Origin of the sequence: Candidatus Proelusimicrobium volucris, assembly GCF_959605025.1 — a bacterium.
Classification (GTDB): domain Bacteria; phylum Elusimicrobiota; class Elusimicrobia; order Elusimicrobiales; family Elusimicrobiaceae; genus Proelusimicrobium; species Proelusimicrobium volucris.
In genome coordinates this window covers 1-17969 of sequence record NZ_CAUHCY010000011.1, presented here as the reverse complement: position 1 = coordinate 17969, position 17969 = coordinate 1, and the positions used below count along the sequence as shown (strand labels likewise).

Annotated in this window: 8 protein-coding genes, 2 tRNA genes and 3 rRNA genes; all 13 read right to left on the bottom strand. The window is 47.6% G+C overall.

Annotated features, from left to right (window positions below; genetic code table 11):
• Positions 1 to 114: 114 nt before the first annotated feature.
• The gene (fusA, locus tag ACQY3M_RS07440) at positions 115 to 2214 is read right to left on the bottom strand and encodes an elongation factor G (protein ID WP_428067177.1); all 2100 of its coding nucleotides are present in this window, start codon (positions 2212 to 2214) and stop codon (positions 115 to 117) included.
• Between the two features lie 12 nt (positions 2215 to 2226).
• Positions 2227 to 2706, bottom strand: a complete 480-nt coding sequence (gene rpsG, locus ACQY3M_RS07435) for a 30S ribosomal protein S7 (protein WP_428067175.1) — start codon at positions 2704 to 2706, stop codon at positions 2227 to 2229.
• Between the two features lie 14 nt (positions 2707 to 2720).
• Positions 2721 to 3101: a 30S ribosomal protein S12 gene (gene rpsL / locus ACQY3M_RS07430; protein ID WP_428067174.1), complete on the bottom strand. Its 381-nt coding sequence runs from the start codon at positions 3099 to 3101 to the stop codon at positions 2721 to 2723.
• A 3-nt stretch (positions 3102 to 3104) separates the two neighbouring features.
• Entirely contained in the window at positions 3105 to 7253 is a 4149-nt protein-coding gene (gene rpoC, locus ACQY3M_RS07425; protein WP_428067172.1) for a DNA-directed RNA polymerase subunit beta', read from the bottom strand.
• Between the two features lie 12 nt (positions 7254 to 7265).
• Positions 7266 to 11069 carry a DNA-directed RNA polymerase subunit beta gene (rpoB, locus tag ACQY3M_RS07420; RefSeq protein ID WP_428067171.1) on the bottom strand — a complete coding sequence of 1268 codons (3804 nt, stop codon included), beginning with the start codon at positions 11067 to 11069 and terminating at the stop codon, positions 7266 to 7268.
• Positions 11070 to 11164: 95 nt separating this feature from the next.
• Entirely contained in the window at positions 11165 to 11554 is a 390-nt protein-coding gene (rplL, locus tag ACQY3M_RS07415; protein ID WP_428067170.1) for a 50S ribosomal protein L7/L12, read from the bottom strand.
• A 113-nt stretch (positions 11555 to 11667) separates the two neighbouring features.
• Positions 11668 to 12198: a 50S ribosomal protein L10 gene (gene rplJ / locus ACQY3M_RS07410; RefSeq protein WP_428067168.1), complete on the bottom strand. Its 531-nt coding sequence runs from the start codon at positions 12196 to 12198 to the stop codon at positions 11668 to 11670.
• A 997-nt stretch (positions 12199 to 13195) separates the two neighbouring features.
• On the bottom strand, positions 13196 to 13441 hold the full coding sequence (locus tag ACQY3M_RS07405) for a hypothetical protein (RefSeq protein ID WP_428067166.1): 246 nt from the start codon (positions 13439 to 13441) through the stop codon (positions 13196 to 13198).
• 493 nt (positions 13442 to 13934) lie between these two features.
• Positions 13935 to 14053 (bottom strand): 5S ribosomal RNA (gene rrf / locus ACQY3M_RS07400).
• Between the two features lie 146 nt (positions 14054 to 14199).
• Positions 14200 to 17234: ribosomal RNA gene (locus ACQY3M_RS07395) — 23S ribosomal RNA — on the bottom strand.
• A gap of 267 nt (positions 17235 to 17501) precedes the next feature.
• Positions 17502 to 17574: transfer RNA gene (locus ACQY3M_RS07390), tRNA-Ala, on the bottom strand.
• A 15-nt stretch (positions 17575 to 17589) separates the two neighbouring features.
• Positions 17590 to 17666: transfer RNA gene (locus ACQY3M_RS07385), tRNA-Ile, on the bottom strand.
• A 138-nt stretch (positions 17667 to 17804) separates the two neighbouring features.
• Positions 17805 to 17969: ribosomal RNA gene (locus tag ACQY3M_RS07380) — 16S ribosomal RNA — on the bottom strand; the annotation flags it as partial.

Here is a 17969-nt window from a genome sequence, read left to right as displayed (position 1 = left end):
GATCGTTCCTACGTTTACGTGCGGTTTGTTCCTTGAAAACTTCTCCTTTGCCATAAATATCTCTCCCTAAATTCAGATAAGGCTGCCCCTAAAAAGAGGCAGCCTTAAAATATTTTATTTTGCCGCTACGGCCGTTTTCTTTTCGATTATACCTTTAGCGACGTTAGCCGGTACTTCTTCATAGTGGCTGGGTTCCATCGTGAAAGAGGCCCTGCCTTGCGACAATGAACGCACCGTCGTGGCGTATCCGAACATCTCGGAAAGCGGAACTTGAGCTTTGATGTATTTGGCGTTTCCGCGCTCGCCCATCTCGCCAATCTTGGCGCGGCGGGAGCTCAAATCGCCCATAATATCGCCCATGTTCGCTTCCGGCGTTACGACTTCCACCTTCATAATAGGCTCGAGCAATATCGGCGCGGCTTTCTTGGCACCCTCTTTCAAGCCCATTGACGCGGCAATCTTAAACGCCATTTCCGAAGAGTCTACCTCGTGGAATGAACCGTCGTATACCGCCACTTTAACGTCCACCAACGGATAACCCGCCAAAGCGCCGCTTTCCAAGGCTTCTCTGCAGCCCTTTTCAACCGCGGGGATATACTCGCGCGGTATGCGGCCTTGCGTGATTTCGTTGACGAACTCAAAGCCTTTGCCCGCCGGCTGAGGCTCAAGACGCAAGAATACGTGTCCGTACTGACCTTTACCGCCCGACTGCCTGATGAACTTGCTTTCCTGCTGTACGGTCTTGGTAATGGTTTCCCTGTAAGCTACCTGAGGAGCACCCACATTGGCCTGTACATTGAACTCGCGTTTCATACGATCCACGATGATATCCAAGTGCAATTCGCCCATACCCGAAATAACGGTCTGGCCCGTTTCTTCGTCGGTGCGAACGCGGAAGGTCTGGTCTTCCTCCGCAAGCTTGGCCAAAGCCGTCGACATTTTGTCGGAATCGTCTTTGGATTTAGGCTCTACCGCGATGGAAATTACAGGCTCGGGGAACGTGATGCTCTCGAGCACTATCGGGTGATCGGGGGAGCAGAAAGTCTGCCCGACCGAAGCGTTTTTCAAAGCCACCGTAGCGGCGATGTCGCCGGCTCTAAGAGATTTTACCTCTTCTCTCTTATTGGCGTGCAAACGCATGATACGGCCGATTCTTTCCTGCGCGTTCTTGGACGGGAAAAGCACCGTATCGCCCGCATCGAGTTTGCCCGAATAAATCCTGAAGAAGGACAATTTACCTACATAAGGATCGGTCTGTATTTTGAAGAGTAAAGCGCAGAACGGATCTTTATCTGAATGAGTTCTGGTCTCTTCCTCGCCGGTGTCGGGATTCGTGCCCTTTACCGGGGGAATGTCCATAGGAGACGGCAAATAGTAGCATACGGCATCAAGCAAAGGCTGTACGCCTTTGTTCTTGTAAGAGGAGCCGCATACCACCGGGAAGAATTTGCCCGTTAAAGTACCGCGTCTTATCGCGCTGCGGATTTCTTCTTCCGAAAAGTTAGCCTCGCCGTTCAAGTAGCGTTCCATAATGGAATCGTCGAAATCGGCGATTTTCTCCAGCATGTGCGCTCTGGCAGCTTCCGCCTCGTCTTTAAGATCGGCGGGGATATCTTCCTCGTGGAACGGCGCGCCGACTTGGTCGCCTTCCCACACTATCGCCTTCATCTTAATAAGGTCTACCACGCCCTTAAATTCCGATTCCGCCCCTATTGGGATTTGGATCGGGCAGGCGTTGCCGCCCAGCTTCTCTACGATAGACTGCGCAGACTTTTTGAAGTTCGCGCCGATTCTGTCCATCTTATTGATATAAGCGATTCTGGGTACGCCGTATTTATCGGCCTGGCGCCACACCGTTTCAGACTGAGGTTCTACACCCTGTACGCCGTCAAAGCAGCATACTGCGCCGTCGAGAACGCGCAAAGAGCGTTCCACTTCGGCCGTGAAGTCCACGTGTCCCGGAGTGTCAATGATGTTAAACTGACAATCGCGCCATTTGCAGTACACGGCCGCGGAAGTGATGGTGATACCGCGCTCCCTTTCCTGCTCCATCCAGTCGGTTACCGAGGCGCCGTCGTGCGTCTCGCCGATTTTGTGCGTGCGGCCCGTATAATAAAGGATACGTTCCGTCGTGGTGGTCTTACCGGCGTCGATATGAGCGATAATACCGATGTTTCTGATTTTCTCTAAAGGAAATACATTGTTATCTGCCATGTCGCTACCCGATTACCATTTGAAATGAGCGAAAGCTCTGTTCGCTTCGGCCATCTTGTGAGTATCTTCTCTTTTCTTGAAAGCCGAGCCTTCTTTCTTCGCGCCCAAAAGGATTTCCTCGGCCAATTTCTCGGCCATAGGTCTGCCTTTTCTGGATTGCGCCGCGGCCAAAAGCCATCTCATCGCCACGGAAGTGCTCCTGATCGGTTTTACCTCTACCGGTACTTGATAGGTCGCCCCGCCTACGCGGCGCGCCTTTACTTCCAATAAAGGCCTTACGTTCTCTATGCAGGTATTGAATACCTCAAGAGGATCGGATTTCGTCTTTTCCTTTATGATGTCCATCGCCTTGAATACGATCTTCTCGGCGGTAGATCTCTTGCCCTCAAAATTTATTTTGTTGATGAACCTAGCCATAAGTACCGAATTGTACTTGTAATCGGCGGGGGGCAACGCCCTTCTGTCTCTAGGTCTTAAACCTTTTCTCGGCATATTAAGTCAATCTCCTATTTTCCGGCTTTCGGGCGTTTTACTCCGTAAAGGGATCTGCCCTGCTTCCTGTTCTCTACACCCGAAGCGTCCAAAGCGCCGCGGATTATGTGATATCTTACGCCCGGCAAGTCTTTTACACGGCCGCCGCGCACCAGCACGATGCTGTGCTCCTGGAGGTTGTGTCCCACACCGGGAATATATGCTGTAACTTCCGTCTTGGAGGTTAACTTAACACGGGCCACTTTCCTTAAAGCCGAGTTCGGTTTTTTCGGAGTGGTCGTATATACACGGGTGCAAACGCCGCGCCTTTGCGGGCAGGCGTTCAAAGCCGGAGCTTTAGTTTTAAACTCAGCTTTGCTTCTGCCGTGTTTTATCAATTGGTTTACTGTCGGCATTATTTAATTCTCTCCTATTTCTTTTTTGCTTTTCTCTTCAAATTCTTCCGTGATTTCTTTTGCTGATATACCGGTGCCCGCAGGGATTAGATGTCCTACAATCACGTTTTCCTTCAAACCTTCCAAACGGTCTACCTGCCCTTTGATCGCCGCGTCCGTCAAGACTTTTGTGGTCTCCTGGAAGCTCGCCGCAGATATGAAAGATTCGCTCGCCAATGACGCCTTGCTGATACCCAACAGTATCGTCTCGGCCTGCGCTTCCTTCTTGCCTTGGGCTTTTATCCGTCTGTTCTCTCTGTCAAACACCGATTTGTTGACGATCTCGCCTTTTAAGAAAGTCGTATCTCCCGCGTCTTGGATACGGACATTGCTTAACATCTGCCTGACTATAACCTCAATGTGTTTATCATTGATGGTTACGCCTTGCAGTCTGTAAACTTCCTGTATCGCGTTGAGCAGGAACTCCTGCACTTCCTTTATACCCTTTACGCGCAGCACGTCGTGAGGGTCTATGGCGCCGTCCGTTAAAGCCTCGCCTACAGCCACTTTGTCGCCTTCGTATACGACCAAGTGTTTGCCTTGCGGTATGCTGTAATGCTCCTCTTTATTGATTTCATCGTTCCTAAGGACTACCTCTATTAGCCCTTTCGGAGATGTTTCCAGCCTTATCACACCTGAAAATTCCGCTATGATGGCAGGGTTCTTGGGCCTGCGGGCTTCAAAAAGCTCCGCGATTCTGGGCAGACCGCCCGTAATATCCTTCGTGCTGCCGGCTTCCCTGGCTATCTTCGCCAAGACGTCGCCCGCCAACACCTCTTCGCCAGATTCCACAAGCAATATCGTATCGATCGGGAGCGGATAAGTATATTTGTCTTTCTTGCCCTCAATGATTACGCGCGGGTTCTTCCTGCCCACTTTGCTCGCGGTTATCTTGCGCTCGATTATACCGGTAACTTTGTTCCTTTCTTCCTGCAGCGTCATACCTTCTTGTATGTCTACAAGTTTGATTACGCCGTCGGTTTCCGCTATTACCGGCAAGGAGTGCGGATCCCACTCTGCCATTACAGTATCTTTTGTCACCTTAGATTTATCGTCTACATAAATCCTGGCGCCGTACTGTATCTTATATTCATATATTTTACCATTTTCCGCCTCTACAAATATAGAGCCGTTTCTGGATATACAAATTTTATTGTCAAATCTATCGGTAATAAGCTTGATGTCTTTAAATACGGCTTTGCCGTTGGCTTCCGCTACAGCCTGAGATCTGCTCAGTACGCGCGAAGCCGCACCACCGATGTGGAATGTCCTCAAAGTAAGCTGGGTACCAGGCTCGCCGATCGACTGCGCCGCGATTATACCTACCGTATCGCCCTTTCTCGCCAGTGCGCCCGTAGCCAAACTGTTTCCGTAGCATTTGGCGCAGATGCCGAAAGGCGAAGCACAGGTAAGCACGGAGCGTACCCTTACCGATTCTATGCCGTATTTCTTTATAGCCGCGGCCTGGTCGGGGCTGATTATGTCGCCTTTCTTTATTATTACGACGTCCTTATCCCCGTCCTTTACCGTTATGTCTTCCAAGGCGCAGCGGCCCAAAGCTCTTTCCTCAAGCGGTTCGATAACCTCTTCACCAGACATTAAAGCCTTGAGTAATACTCCGTCGGAAGTTCCGCAGTCGTCCTGCGTTACCACCAAGTTATGGCCTACGTCAACCAAACGTCTGGTAAGGTAACCCGCGTCGGCCGTTTTCAAAGCCGTATCAGACAAACCTTTACGTCCACCGTGCGTAGATATAAAGTATTCCAATACCGAAAGGCCTTCCCTAAAGTTTGCCGTAATAGGCGATTCGATAATTTCGCCCTGTCCGCCGGTCAGCTTCTTCTGCGGTTTGGCCATCAAACCTCTCATACCCGCCAGCTGGCGTACTTGCTGTCTGGAACCCCTCGCACCGGAATTGGCCATCAAGTATACAGAGTTGAATTTTTGATTGCCTTCCGTTACCGGTTGTTTCTCTACGGAGCTCATCTCTTTAAACAGCTCTTCGGCAACTTCGTCCGTCACTTTTGTCCAAATATCGATAACTTTATTGTATCTTTCGCCTTCCGTTATGATACCCTGCTCGGCTTGTTTCTGTATAGCTTTTACTTGTTTCTTGGCTTCGGCTACGCGTTTTTCTTTCGCGGCCGGGACTATCATGTCCGCTATCGAGATGGACAAACCCGACTTCGTCGCGTATTTATAACCCGTATCCATAATTCTGTCCAAGAGCTGTACGGTCTCGTATTTGCCGTATTTCGGGTTTTTATAACATTCGCTTACTATTGCGGCAAGCTCTTTCTTGCCGATGTCGCGATTCTCAAACTTCCAACCTTTGGGCAATATCCTGTTGAAAAGTATGCGCCCGACCGAAGTGTAATTTTTCCATTTGGATATATCTTTGCCTTCGTCTTCCACTCCGGTAATATCAGCTACTTTTATCTTGGCGTGAAGCGAGAGTTTGCCGTATTCATAAGCTATTACCGCGCCTTCGCCGTCGGCAAAAATGGAACCCTCGCCTTTATCGCCGTCTTTAATCTTGGTCATAAAGTTTATGCCCAATACCATATCGTGTGAAGGCGAAGCTATCGGCCTGCCCGACGCCGGCGAAAGAATGTTGTTCGTCGCCAACATCAAGGTGCGCGCCTCTATCTGCGCTTCTAAAGTCAAAGGAACGTGTACGGCCATTTGGTCACCGTCGAAGTCGGCGTTGAAAGCCGCACAGGTAAGCGGGTGCAGCTGTATAGCTTTACCTTCTATCAAGACAGGCTCAAAAGCCTGTATACCCAAGCGGTGCAATGTAGGAGCGCGGTTTAAAAGTACAGGATGGTTCTTCGTCACCTTCTCCAATATATCCCAAATTTCCGGGCGGACGCGTTCCAACATCTTCTTGGCCGCTTTCAAAGTGATGCCGTCTTTCTTCATCAATTCGCCGATGATAAACGGTTTGAACAATTCCAAAGCCATCAATTTCGGCAAGCCGCACTGATGGAGCTTCAAGTTAGGCCCTACCACGATTACCGAACGGCCGGAATAGTCCACGCGTTTACCCAGCAAGTTCTGACGGAAACGTCCGTGCTTTCCTTTAATAACGTCCGAAAGGGATTTAAGAGGCCTGCCGCCCGCGCCCAAGAATACCTTGCCGCGTGCGCCGTTCTCTATCAAGGCGTCAACCGCTTCCTGCAATAAGCGCTTTTCATTGTAAATCATTACTTCAGGCGCTCTTAAAGATTCAATGTGTTTCAAGCGGTTGTTTCTGTTGATGATCCTTCTGTATAAATCGTTTAAGTCCGAAGCAGCAAAACGGCCGCCGTCGAGCGGTACCAAGGGCCTCAAATCAGGCGGAATTACCGGCAATACCGACATTATCATCCACTCCGGCCTGTTGCCGCTTTCTTTGAATTCTTCCATCGTTTTGATGCGGCGGATAAGTTTGCTTCTTTCAAGCTCGCTCTGCGTTTCTTTAAGTTCTAAATGCAAAGCGGGGATTTCCTTATCAAAATCGATACCCGCCAAAAGCTCTTTTATCGCGGGCGCGCCAATGCCGACTTTCAGGCGGGAGCCGTGTTTCTTCCTGGCTTCGCGCACTTGCCCGTCGGTAAGCAAATCGCCTTTCTTAAAATCCGTTCTGCCGGTTACGGAATCGATGGTGTCTTCCAACACCACATAGCTGGCATAGTATACCACTCTTTCCAAATCGGTGGTTTTCATATCCAAAAGAATACCGATTCTGGAAGGTGTCTTCCTCAAAAACCACACATGCGCTACCGGTACGGCCAATTCTATATGGCCCATTCTCTCGCGCCTTACTTTGGATTCCGTAATCTCAACGCCGCAACGGTCGCAACACATACCTTTGAATTTTACCCATCTGTATTTGCCGCAGGAGCATTCATAGTCTTTAGTGGGGCCGAAAATGCGTTCGCAGAATAAGCCGTCCCGTTCCGGTTTCAAAGTCCTGTAATTTATCGTTTCCGGCTTTTTTACTTCGCCGCTGGACCACGACAATATTTGTTCCGGACTGGCTATGCCCAATTTGATAGCATCGAAATCAAAAAAGTTGAGTTCGCCTAATTTCTTCGTCTTTTTGTTGTTATTATTTGATACGTCAAACATTTTCTCTCTCCACTATTTAGCAGCTGCTTCTTCTGTCTTGGCGCTTTCTTTGCCTTGCTCGCCGTCGTTATGCTCTTTGAGCAATTCTACGCTTACGCCCAATGCCTGAAGTTCTTTCACAAGCACTTTAAACGATTCCGGAACTCCGGGCTGGCTGGGGAGCTCGCCCTTTACTATTGATTCGTACATCTTCGTACGTCCGACGAAATCGTCCGACTTTACGGTCAAAAATTCCTGCAATGTATACGTCGCGCCGTAACCCTCTATGGCCCATACTTCCATTTCACCGAACCTCTGTCCGCCGAATTGAGCCTTACCGCCTAAAGGCTGCCTCGTTATCAAGCTGTAAGGACCCGTAGACCTGGAGTGGACCTTGTCTTCCACCAAGTGGATCAGCTTCATTATATACATATACCCGATAGTCACTTTCTCCGCGAAAGGCTCGCCCGTTCTGCCGTCGTACAAGGTTATGCGGCAGTAATCGTCGGGCAGATATTTCTCCGGTACGCCTTTGCTTCTAAGCAGATCTTTGGCTTTGCGTACCTGCTCTTTTACTTCTTCCTCGCTAGGTCCGTCAAATACCGGCGTCGCCGTATGTATGGCCAAGTGATGCGCGGCCCAGCCTAACATCGTTTCAAACAGCTGGCCCACGTTCATTCTCGACGGTATACCCAAAGGCGAAAGCACTACGTCAAGCGGAGTGCCGTCGGGTAAGAACGGCATATCTTCTTCCGGCAGTATCTTGGCTACTACACCCTTGTTTCCATGGCGGCCGGAAAGTTTGTCGCCTACCTGTACCTTCCTCTTTGAAGCTATAAATACTTTTACCGACTTGTTTACCGTTACCGGCAATTCGTCGCCCTTGGACGAAAAATCTTTCTCGCGCTCATAATGCTCAAGCAGACGTTTCTCAAGAAGCCTGTAAAGATTCTGCATAGACTCTTCAGCTTTCTTTAATTCCGCGCCTTTTACGGTTTCTCTCACATATTCCAAAGCGCGTTTCTTCTGCTCTTTCAAAGTTTCCAAATTGCGCTGCATCTCGGTATCCAAAGCTTTGAGTTTCGCTTTTTCTTCCGCCTTCGACAGTTTTTCCTTGCGGACAAAAACCCTCGTTCCGATTACCTTGCCCGTAGTGCCGGGTGGTACTCTTAAGGAGGCATCCACAACGTCATCGGCTTTCTTGCCGAAGATTACCTTCAGCAAGCGCTCTTCCGGCGTAAGCTGCTGCTCGCCTTTAGGCGTTACCTTGCCGACCAATATGTCGCCGGGTCCCACTACCGTAGAGGGAATTATTATGCCGTCCTCGTCCAAGTGCGAAAGCGCTTCCGTACCGATATTGGGGATATCACGCGTTATTTCCTCCGCGCCCAATTTGGTATTGCGCGCGTCGGTCGAAAACTCGTGCAAGTGTATTGAAGTTAAAATATCTTCCTTTACCAATCTGTTGGATATCAAAATGGCGTCTTCGTAGTTGTAGCCTTCCCAGCTCATAAAGCCAACCAAAAGGTTGCGGCCCAAAGCCAAAATGCCGTCGTCCATCGAAGGCCCGTCCACCAATACCTGCCCCTTTACCACTTTGTCGCCCGCTTTTACCAAAGGCTTGTGGTTGACGCAGGTGTCTTGGTTGGAACGTTTATACTTGGTAAGTTCGTAAATTTCTGTTTTGCCGCTCTTGGCAGATTCTACCGCTATAATATCAGCAGAAGCAAATATTACCGTTCCGTCCTCTTTGGCTACCATAGAAGAGCCGGAATCCCTGGCTACCGCCGCTTCTATGCCCGTACCCACAAGCGGGGCTTCCGCTTTAAGCAAAGGTACGCCCTGGCGCTGCATGTTGCAGCCCATCAAGGCGCGGTTCGCGTCGTCATGCTCCAAGAACGGGATCAATGCCGCCGATACGCTGATTACCTGCAAAGGCGAAATATCCATATAGTCCACTTCGCTAGGCGCCACCAAAGGATAATCCGATTGTACGCGGCAAGCCACTTGCTCTGCCAATAATTTACCGTCCGGCCCTAAAGGAGTATTGGACTGAGCTACCATATAGTCGTCTTCTATATCCGCGGTAAGATATTCCACTTTGTCGGTAGCCTTGCCGTTCTCTACCTTTCTGAACGGAGACTCAAGCAAACCGTATTTGTTTACCTTGGAATAGCAGGCCAAAGAAGTTATCAAACCGATGTTCGGTCCTTCCGGTGTTTCTATCGGGCAGAGCCTGCCGTAATGCGTATGGTGCACGTCGCGGACCTCAAAGCCCGCGCGCTTCCTGTTCAAACCGCCGGGGCCCAAAGCCGATAATCTGCGTTTGTGCGTAAGTTCCGAAAGCGGATTGATTTGGTCCATAAATTGCGAAAGCTGCGAAGTACCGAAGAACTTCCTAATTATTCCCGCCACCGGCTGCGCGTTTACCAATGAACGCGGGGTAGGCTTCTGGGTGGAAGTTTCCTTGTTCATCTTATCCCTGGCGGTCTTGGCCATCTGGGAAAGACCGACGCGGATCTGGTTCTCCAGCAATTCGCCGATGCCGCGTACGCGCCTGTTGCCCAAGTGGTCGATATCGTCAAGTTTAAAATCTATGCTGTCGCCGTATCTTTCGGCTATGTATTCTTCGCCCGCGTTAAGCGCCAATAAATATTGGAGCGTTACTATTATGTCTTCCGGCGCCAAGGTTCTTCTCTTGTCCGAAGGGCGGTTAAATTTCTTGAAAGAAGCCTTCGTAAGCATATCAAAGAAGGGAGCAAACTTCTTGTTGATCTTAAAGCGGCCTACATAGCTTAAATCGTAACGTTTATTATTATTGAAGATTAAGCTGTCCAAAAATTGCTCGGCCTGCTCTTTTACGATAAAATCCTGTCCTCTTAAACGTTTGTAAATCTCAAACTGGGCTTCCTGAGCGGTTTTTGCCTCCTCTTTCTTGGCTTCCAAAGTGGCCAAAATACCGGGGTTGTCCTGCCTGGGATTACCGGCAAGAACTTTTATCTTTTTGACTTTCTTTTCAAGCAAAATCTTTACGGTCTTATCGTCAATAGGCGTGGCGGCCTTGTCGTCCAAGTTCCAAATTACTTCGCCCGTCGCGGGATCCACTATATCTTCCGCCGCGTAGCGACCGACCACATTATCTATATCTTGTACTTTTACGTCTATGTCTTCCGTCTGATAAAAAGCCTGTAAAATCTCTCCGTTGGTTTCAAGGCCGCACGCGCGCAGGAAAGTCGTGGCCAAAACCTTTTTCTTTCTGTCTATTCTTACCCAGAGAACGTTCGCTAAATCGAATTGGAATTCCACCCACGCGCCTCTGTAAGGAATAATGCGCGCCACATAGAGCTTTTTACCCAAGGTGGATTGTTTCTTTTCTTCGTCCTCTTCAAAAATAATGCCCGGAGATCTGTGCAGCTGGCTTACTATTACACGTTCGGCACCGTTGAATACAAAGCAGCCCGATTCCGTCATTAAAGGTAACTCGCAGAGGGTGATATCCTCTTCTTTGCCCTCTTTCAAAGCGCCGTTCTTCTGTTTAATGTTAAGGCGCAGCCATACTCTGAGCGGAGCGCTGTACGTGCCGTCTTTTACGGCCGCTTCCGCCGGGGAGGCATATTTCGGGGCTGAAAGTTCATATTTAACAAATTCCAAAGTCATGCTGCCGTCGGGCGCTTCTATCGGGAAAACGTCCGTAAAAGCGGCTTGCAAACCTCTAAAATCGCGCTTTTCGGGGGCAACATCTAACTGTAAAAAATCTTCAAAGGACTGCTTTTGCATGTCCAACAAATTGGGGAGGGGTAATTTTGTCTTAATTTTGCCGAAATTTAATTGTTTCATTTTCTAGCTTCCTGCGCTGCCTTTTCGATGTGCTTTAGGCACATAAGCCCCCGCCCGCCTTAGGCGGGCCGGGGACTGTTTATATCTTTTGGCTATTATTTGAGTTCAACGGTGCCGCCCGCTTCGGTGATTTTCTTCTTCATCTCTTCAGCTTCGGCTTTGGCTACGTTCTCTTTTACGGCCTTGGGAGCGCCTTCGACCAAGTCTTTGGCTTCCTTAAGACCTAAGCCCGTGATTTCGCGTACTACTTTGATTACCGCGATTTTCTTAGCGGCGTCTACGGACGCTAATACTACATTGAACTCGTCCTTCTCTTCAGCGGCGGCTGCACCGGCGCCGGCGGCGGGAGCGGCGGCTACCGCTACCGCGGGAGCGGCGGCTTTTACGCCAAATTTTTCTTCTACTGCTTTTACGAGCTCGGAAAGCTCAAGTACCGTCATCTCAGCTATCGCGTTGAGAAGTTCTTCTTTCGTTAATTTTGCCATTGTATTTTTTTCCTTATTATCTTTGAGTAGCTGCCTTCTGCTTAGGCCTTGCCTAAACCCGTGCATTTATCCCTTACGGGGCTACTACCGCTCTTAGGCGGGTTTGACCTTCCTTATTTCTTGCTGTCTTCGACAGCTTTAAGAACATAAGCAAAGTCTCTGATAGGAGCCTGCAATACCTGCGCGCTTTGGGCAACTGCACTGTACAGAACCCCGGCCAACTTGCTGAGGTTGTCTTCCCTGCTGCCAATGGTAGCAAGTACTTTTACCTTAGCTTCGTCGTACCATACACCGTCGGTATAGCCCGCTCTTATCTTAAAGGTTTCCATTTTCTTGCTGAAGTCAGCCAAACCTTTCGCCGCCATAGCGACGTCGCCGTCTTCTTTAAGAATAGCGATGGCAGTCGGCCCTTTTAACAGGCTTTCTTCCACGCCTTCAACCCCGGCATTTTTCAAGGCATGCTCTAAAATTGAGTTCCTTTCGATTCTAAATTTGCATTTAGCATCGGAAAGGCTCGCCCTTAAAGCAGCAAGTTCCGTGAACTTTAAACCCTGATATCCGGTAAAGAAGATTCCGGCGGATTTCTTTATCTCTTCCGCTAGACTCTGGGACCTTTCTTTTTTCTGTTCTTTTGTTAAGTTCATACTTTTTATTATCATCGGGAAGCCCGATCTTTTGCCGGCTGTTTTCTCCACTTTTTTAAGCGGAAAAAAGGACGGCTAAAGACCTGCTGCTTAAACTTTATGTTTAGCAGGCCTAAAGCTATTCCCGAAATCTATACTGCAAGATAATTTTATCTTATCAATTCTAACTGCCTTTTACAAGCTCTATGTTTGTAATGTTTATCCGCAGCTATTGTTATTATTGTACGATATTTCCACACAAATTTGCAAGCACTTCTCTGAAATCAACCGTATTTTAATGTTACGCCTCTAAATTGCAACTCTAAAGCAAATATAAAATCAAAAACAAAGACCGTATAAAATAAGCCCTCTCTTTGTCAGTTTTTCTTTTGCATAAACTCCTAGCGATTGATTGAAAATAAATATTTTTATAGCTTAAAACATAAAATACCATTCCATTTATACTATTCAATTAAAGAAAAAACTTTCTCGGAGATCCACTGTAAAGCTTTATAACAGAAACCTGGTTTTATAGCAAAACATATTGCCGCCAAAACACTAATGGGCGCATATGCCTCCGAATTTTGGGGCTTTGCCTCTGGAACATACTATTTGAAATCGCACCACATACAAAAATATTGAGCCTAAACCTCAAAGCCAATACGATATTACGACTCTATCTATTGGATACACTTTCTGATATAATTCTCTATACTCTATATTGCTATTTTGAATTTATCTGCAGATTATAATTGCAATATCCGGCTGTTTATATATCCTATTAGAAAAAGCAAGGGCAATAGCGCCTGAAGAGTTAGTAATAAATTGTTAGAACTATTTAGACGAAAAGCCTCTTAAGACTTTCCATCTCATCAACTTTCTTTATGGGGAGAATCTTTCTACGCTAGGCAGGTCTTGCCCTGCGGAAATTTAGCTCAATTTAGTATTCGTTCATTCCTCCCAAATATATAAATCTAGCTCCGCAAAAAATGCGGGGCATTTTTTCATAAAATAATTATCAATTTTCTGGAGGATTTAATCTAATGAAAGAAAAAAATTCTTTAAGCAAAGAAATCAAAACGAAAGCCAAACATAAAAAAGAAACCGCACATACCGCTATCGACGATATTAAATATCCCCTGGGCAAAATGCCCAAAATACTGAAAACTATCCCTAACAGTGATACGCTTTCAAAAAATATAAGCGGAATAATAATCTTGAGTTTCTTCCTGAATAATTTTTGATAGTATTCTCTCGCTTCCATACGTCTCCCCCCATTCTACCCTTTATTCCTTTTGCAATAACGCTTAAAGAACCTTCACTAAGAAAATTTTTTAAAAACAATTATCTTATGACAATAATGGAATTATAACATTTAAAAACCGAGAGTCCATCAGATATAGCAGAGAAAAAGCCCTATTCTAACAATAAAATATTTTTAAAGTTCACCTTTTAACACCTATGGACATAAAATATTTTTGCCCTATAACAACCACTATTCGGCAGAATAGCTCCGTATAAAACTCTTTAAGAAGATATAGAAACAGGAAAAGCCCTCAAGGATATACTCGGGGGAAGCTGTCGATAAGAAAATTTAATGATATACAAAAGGAAGAGCTTTTCCTATTAAATCACTATAATAAAATGTAACACAACAGAAAGTGTTCTTTTAAGGGCTTAAAGAAATAAAAAACCGCCCGAATAGAATTCGAGCGGTTAAGTTATATCCCTTTAGTGCAAAAAAAGGGTAGCAATGAGACTGACATCGATCTACTCTGACAGCACCGAATTGGGTGCTACTACCATCGACCCTGATGAGCTTAACTGCCGTGTTCGGAATGGGAACGGGTGTGGCCTCATCGGAATAAACATCAGTCTCATTCCTACCCCTTTATTTCGGGTTTCCCCTCGGACGCTCTCGCGCCCACTTAGGTAAGAATGAAAATAGATTCGCTTTCAATTAGAAAACCAAGGCTTTCAGAACACAAATCAATGCGTCAATTATATTCTGGATTAAAGAATACGGCCAAGCCTCACGACCTATTAGTACAGATTAGCTAAACATATTACTATGCGTACACTTTCTGCCTATCAACCCGGTAGTCTTCCGGGGGTCTTATGGGACATATAGTCCAGGGAAACCTTATCTTGAGGCGGGTTTCGTGCTTATATGCTTTCAGCACTTATCCCTACCGAACACCGCTAATCAGCTATGCCGTTGACACGACAACTGAGATACAGGAGGTTCGTTCATCCAGGCCCTCTCGTACTATGGACAACTCCTCTCAAGTTTCCTACGCACACAACAGATAGAGACCGTACTGTCTCACGACGTACTGAACCCAGCTCACGTACCACTTTAATGGACGAACAGTCCAACCCTTCCCACCTGCTTCAGCGGGAGGATGTGATGAGCCGACATCGAGGTGCCAAACCGAGCCGTCGATGTGAACTCTTGGGCCCGATCAGCCTGTTATCCCCAGGGTAGCTTTTATCCGTTGAGCGATGGCCCTCCCACGAGGGACCACCGGATCACTAAGTCCTGCTTTCGCACCTGCTCGGACCGTCGTCCTCGCAGTCAAACTCTCTTCTACCTTTGCGCTCGATGAGTGATTTCTATTCACTCTGAGAGAATCTTTGAACGCCTCCGTTACTCTTTAGGAGGCGACCGCCCCAGTCAAACTGCCCGCCTGCCAATGTCCTCAACCCGGATTCACGGGTGTAAGTTAGAAACACAATCCACAAAAGCTGGTATTTCACCGTTGCCTCCACACCTCCCTCAAGAGATGCTTCAAAGGCTCCCAGCTATCCTACGTATTGTACACCGTATTTCAATGACAAGTTACAGTAAAGCTCCATAGGGTCTTTTCGTCTTGTTGCATGCAGCAAGCGTCTTCACTTGCACCACAATTTCGCCGAGCCCATCGTTGAGACAGCGGCTTCTTTGTTATGCCATTCGTGCAGGTCGGAACTTACCCGACAAGGAATTTCGCTACCTTAGGACGGTTATAGTTACCGCCGCCGTTTACCGGGGCTTAAGTTCGGAGCTTCGCCTTGCGGCTAACCCTTCCCCTTGACCTTCCGGCACCGGGCAGGCATCAGGCCCTATACATCATCTTGTGATTTCAGCAGAGCCCTAAGTTTTTGTTAAACAGTCACGAAGCCCATTTCACTGCGACCTTTTCAAACTGTATTGCTACAGCCCTACTCAGGCACTCCTTCTTCCGAAGTTACGGAGCTAGTTTGCCTAGTTCCTTAACGATGGTTATCTCGCGCACCTTAGTATTTTCTACCCATCCACCTGTGTCGGTTTACGGTACGGTTATATTAAGCACTCCCCACGAAGTTTTTCTTGGCAGTGTAGTTGGACCGCTTCACATGTATTGCTACACGCTCGCATCGGCTTTCGAATTAACGACCTGACGGATTTGCCTATCAAGCCTATCTACGACCTTTCACCGGTACATTCCCTGACCGGCCGGTTTACCTTCCTGCGTCCCTCCCTGAGTGATGACGCACTTAACATAGTTCCGGAATATTAACCGGATGCCCTTTCGCCTACGCCTTTCGGCCTGAGCTTAGGACCGACTAACCCTGAGCTGACGAACATTGCTCTAGGAATCCTTAGATTTTCGGTGGGAAGGATTCTCACCTTCCTTATCGCTACTCATTCCAGCATTCTCACTTATTAACGCTCCAGCACTCCTTACGGTATACCTTCGCTGCGTTAATAACGCTCCTCTACCGCTGCAGAATGACGAATCACTCTGCAACCCGTAATTTCGGTAGTATGCTTAGCCCCGAGTCATCTTCGGCGCAGATTCACTCGACTAGTGAGCTATTACGCACTCTTCAAAGGATGGCTGCTTCTAAGCCAACCTCCTAGCTGTTTAAGTAAATCCACATCCTTTACCACTTAGCATACATTTTGGGACCTAAATTGACGGTCTGGGCTGTTTCCCTTTCGCACGTGAAGCTTATCCCTCACGAACTGACTGCCGTAATATCCGCCGCGGTATTCGGAGTTTGACTGAATTCGGAAGAAGGGTCGCTTCCCCTACATCAACCAGTGCTCTACCCCCACGGGTTAAATTACGACGCTAGCCCTAAAGCTATTTCGAGGAGAACCAGCTATCACCAAGTTCGATTGGCCTTTCACCCCTAACCCCACCTCATGTAGGAACTTTTCAACGTTCAACACTCCGGACCTTCACTCGCTGTTACGCAAGCTTCATCCTGGACAGGGTTAGATCACTTGGCTTCGGGTCTAATGGAACGAACTATTCGCATATTTCATGCTCGCTTTCACTACGGCTCCGGACCTCTTCAGCCCTTAACCTTGCTCGGCCCATTAACTCGCTGGATCATTCTTCAACAGGCACGCAGTCGCACATTCCGTATTGCTACGGCATAGTGCTACTACAGCTTGTAGATGTACGGTTTCAGGTTCTATTTCACTCCCCGTTAGGGGTTCTTTTCGCCTTTCCCTCGCGGTACTGGTTCACTATCGGTTGCCAGAGAGTATTTAGTCTTGGAGAGTGGTCTCCCCAGGTTCCTACCGGATTGCACGTGCCCAGTAGTACTCAGGTACTCGTCGGAAGGTATCTACATTTTCGCTTAAAGGACTGTCACCTGCTTTGGTTAAACTTTCCAGATTATTCAGCTAATGTGATACTTGGTAACTTCCCGGCTCTAAACCGGACGAGCCCTACAACCCCGCCCCACGCACTCTGCCCGCCTTAACAGGCACAGTGCGGAGGACGGTTTGGACTATCTCCCATTTCGCTCGCCACTACTTTGGGAATCTCTTTTGATTTCTTTTCCTCTAGGTACTGAGATGTTTCACTTCCCTAGGTTGCCTCATATAAGAGTACCTTAAGGCCCGAAGGCCAAACCTTCCTCTTACTGTTTATATACTTTCATATATAAGGGTTCCCCCATTCAGAAATCCCCGGATCAATGGATATTTGCTCCTACCCGAGGCTTATCGCAGCTTATCACGTCTTTCTTCGGCTTCTGACACCAAGGCATTCACCATACACCCTTGTAGCTTGACCATATTCTTTAATCCGATATCCTCTCGGATATCGCGAATACAATCTTACGCTTATTACGACTTCTATGTTCTCTTCGTAATTGTGTGTTCTTATATATAAGTATTCACATATACTTATATACAGAAAACGCTTGGTCTTTCTAATCTATAATTTCGTATTTGGATGCTTCTACTTGAGTCTTACTCCAAATAGAGTGATTATACGAATCTAATTTTCAAAGATCTTAAAAATTTGTCGCTTGCGTCTACATTATTCAAGATTTAAAGTTGGAGCTGATCGGGATCGAACCGACGACCTCCTGCTTGCAAAGCAGGCGCTCTCCCAACTGAGCTACAGCCCCTTGTGCTGTACAAATTGGTGGGCCCAGGTGGGATCGAACCACCGACCTCACGCTTATCAAGCGTGCGCTCTGACCAGCTGAGCTATGAGCCCATGCCATTACAGTCATGAGGACTTATAACTACAGCCCTTCAAATCTTAAATGTGCGAACGGCCAACTTGAAACGGTTCGGTGTTACCCTCTCCAATCTCGCGATCGACCTATATTTCCTCTCCGAAGAAAGAAAATATAAAGGAGGTGATCCAGCCGCACCTTCCGGTACGGCTACCTTGTTACGACTTCACCCCAATTACTAATCACAACTTAGGACCAGGACGACCCTGATACTTCTGTTGCAATTAACTTTCGTGGTGTGACGGGCGGTGTGTACAAGGCCCGGGAACGTATTCACCGCA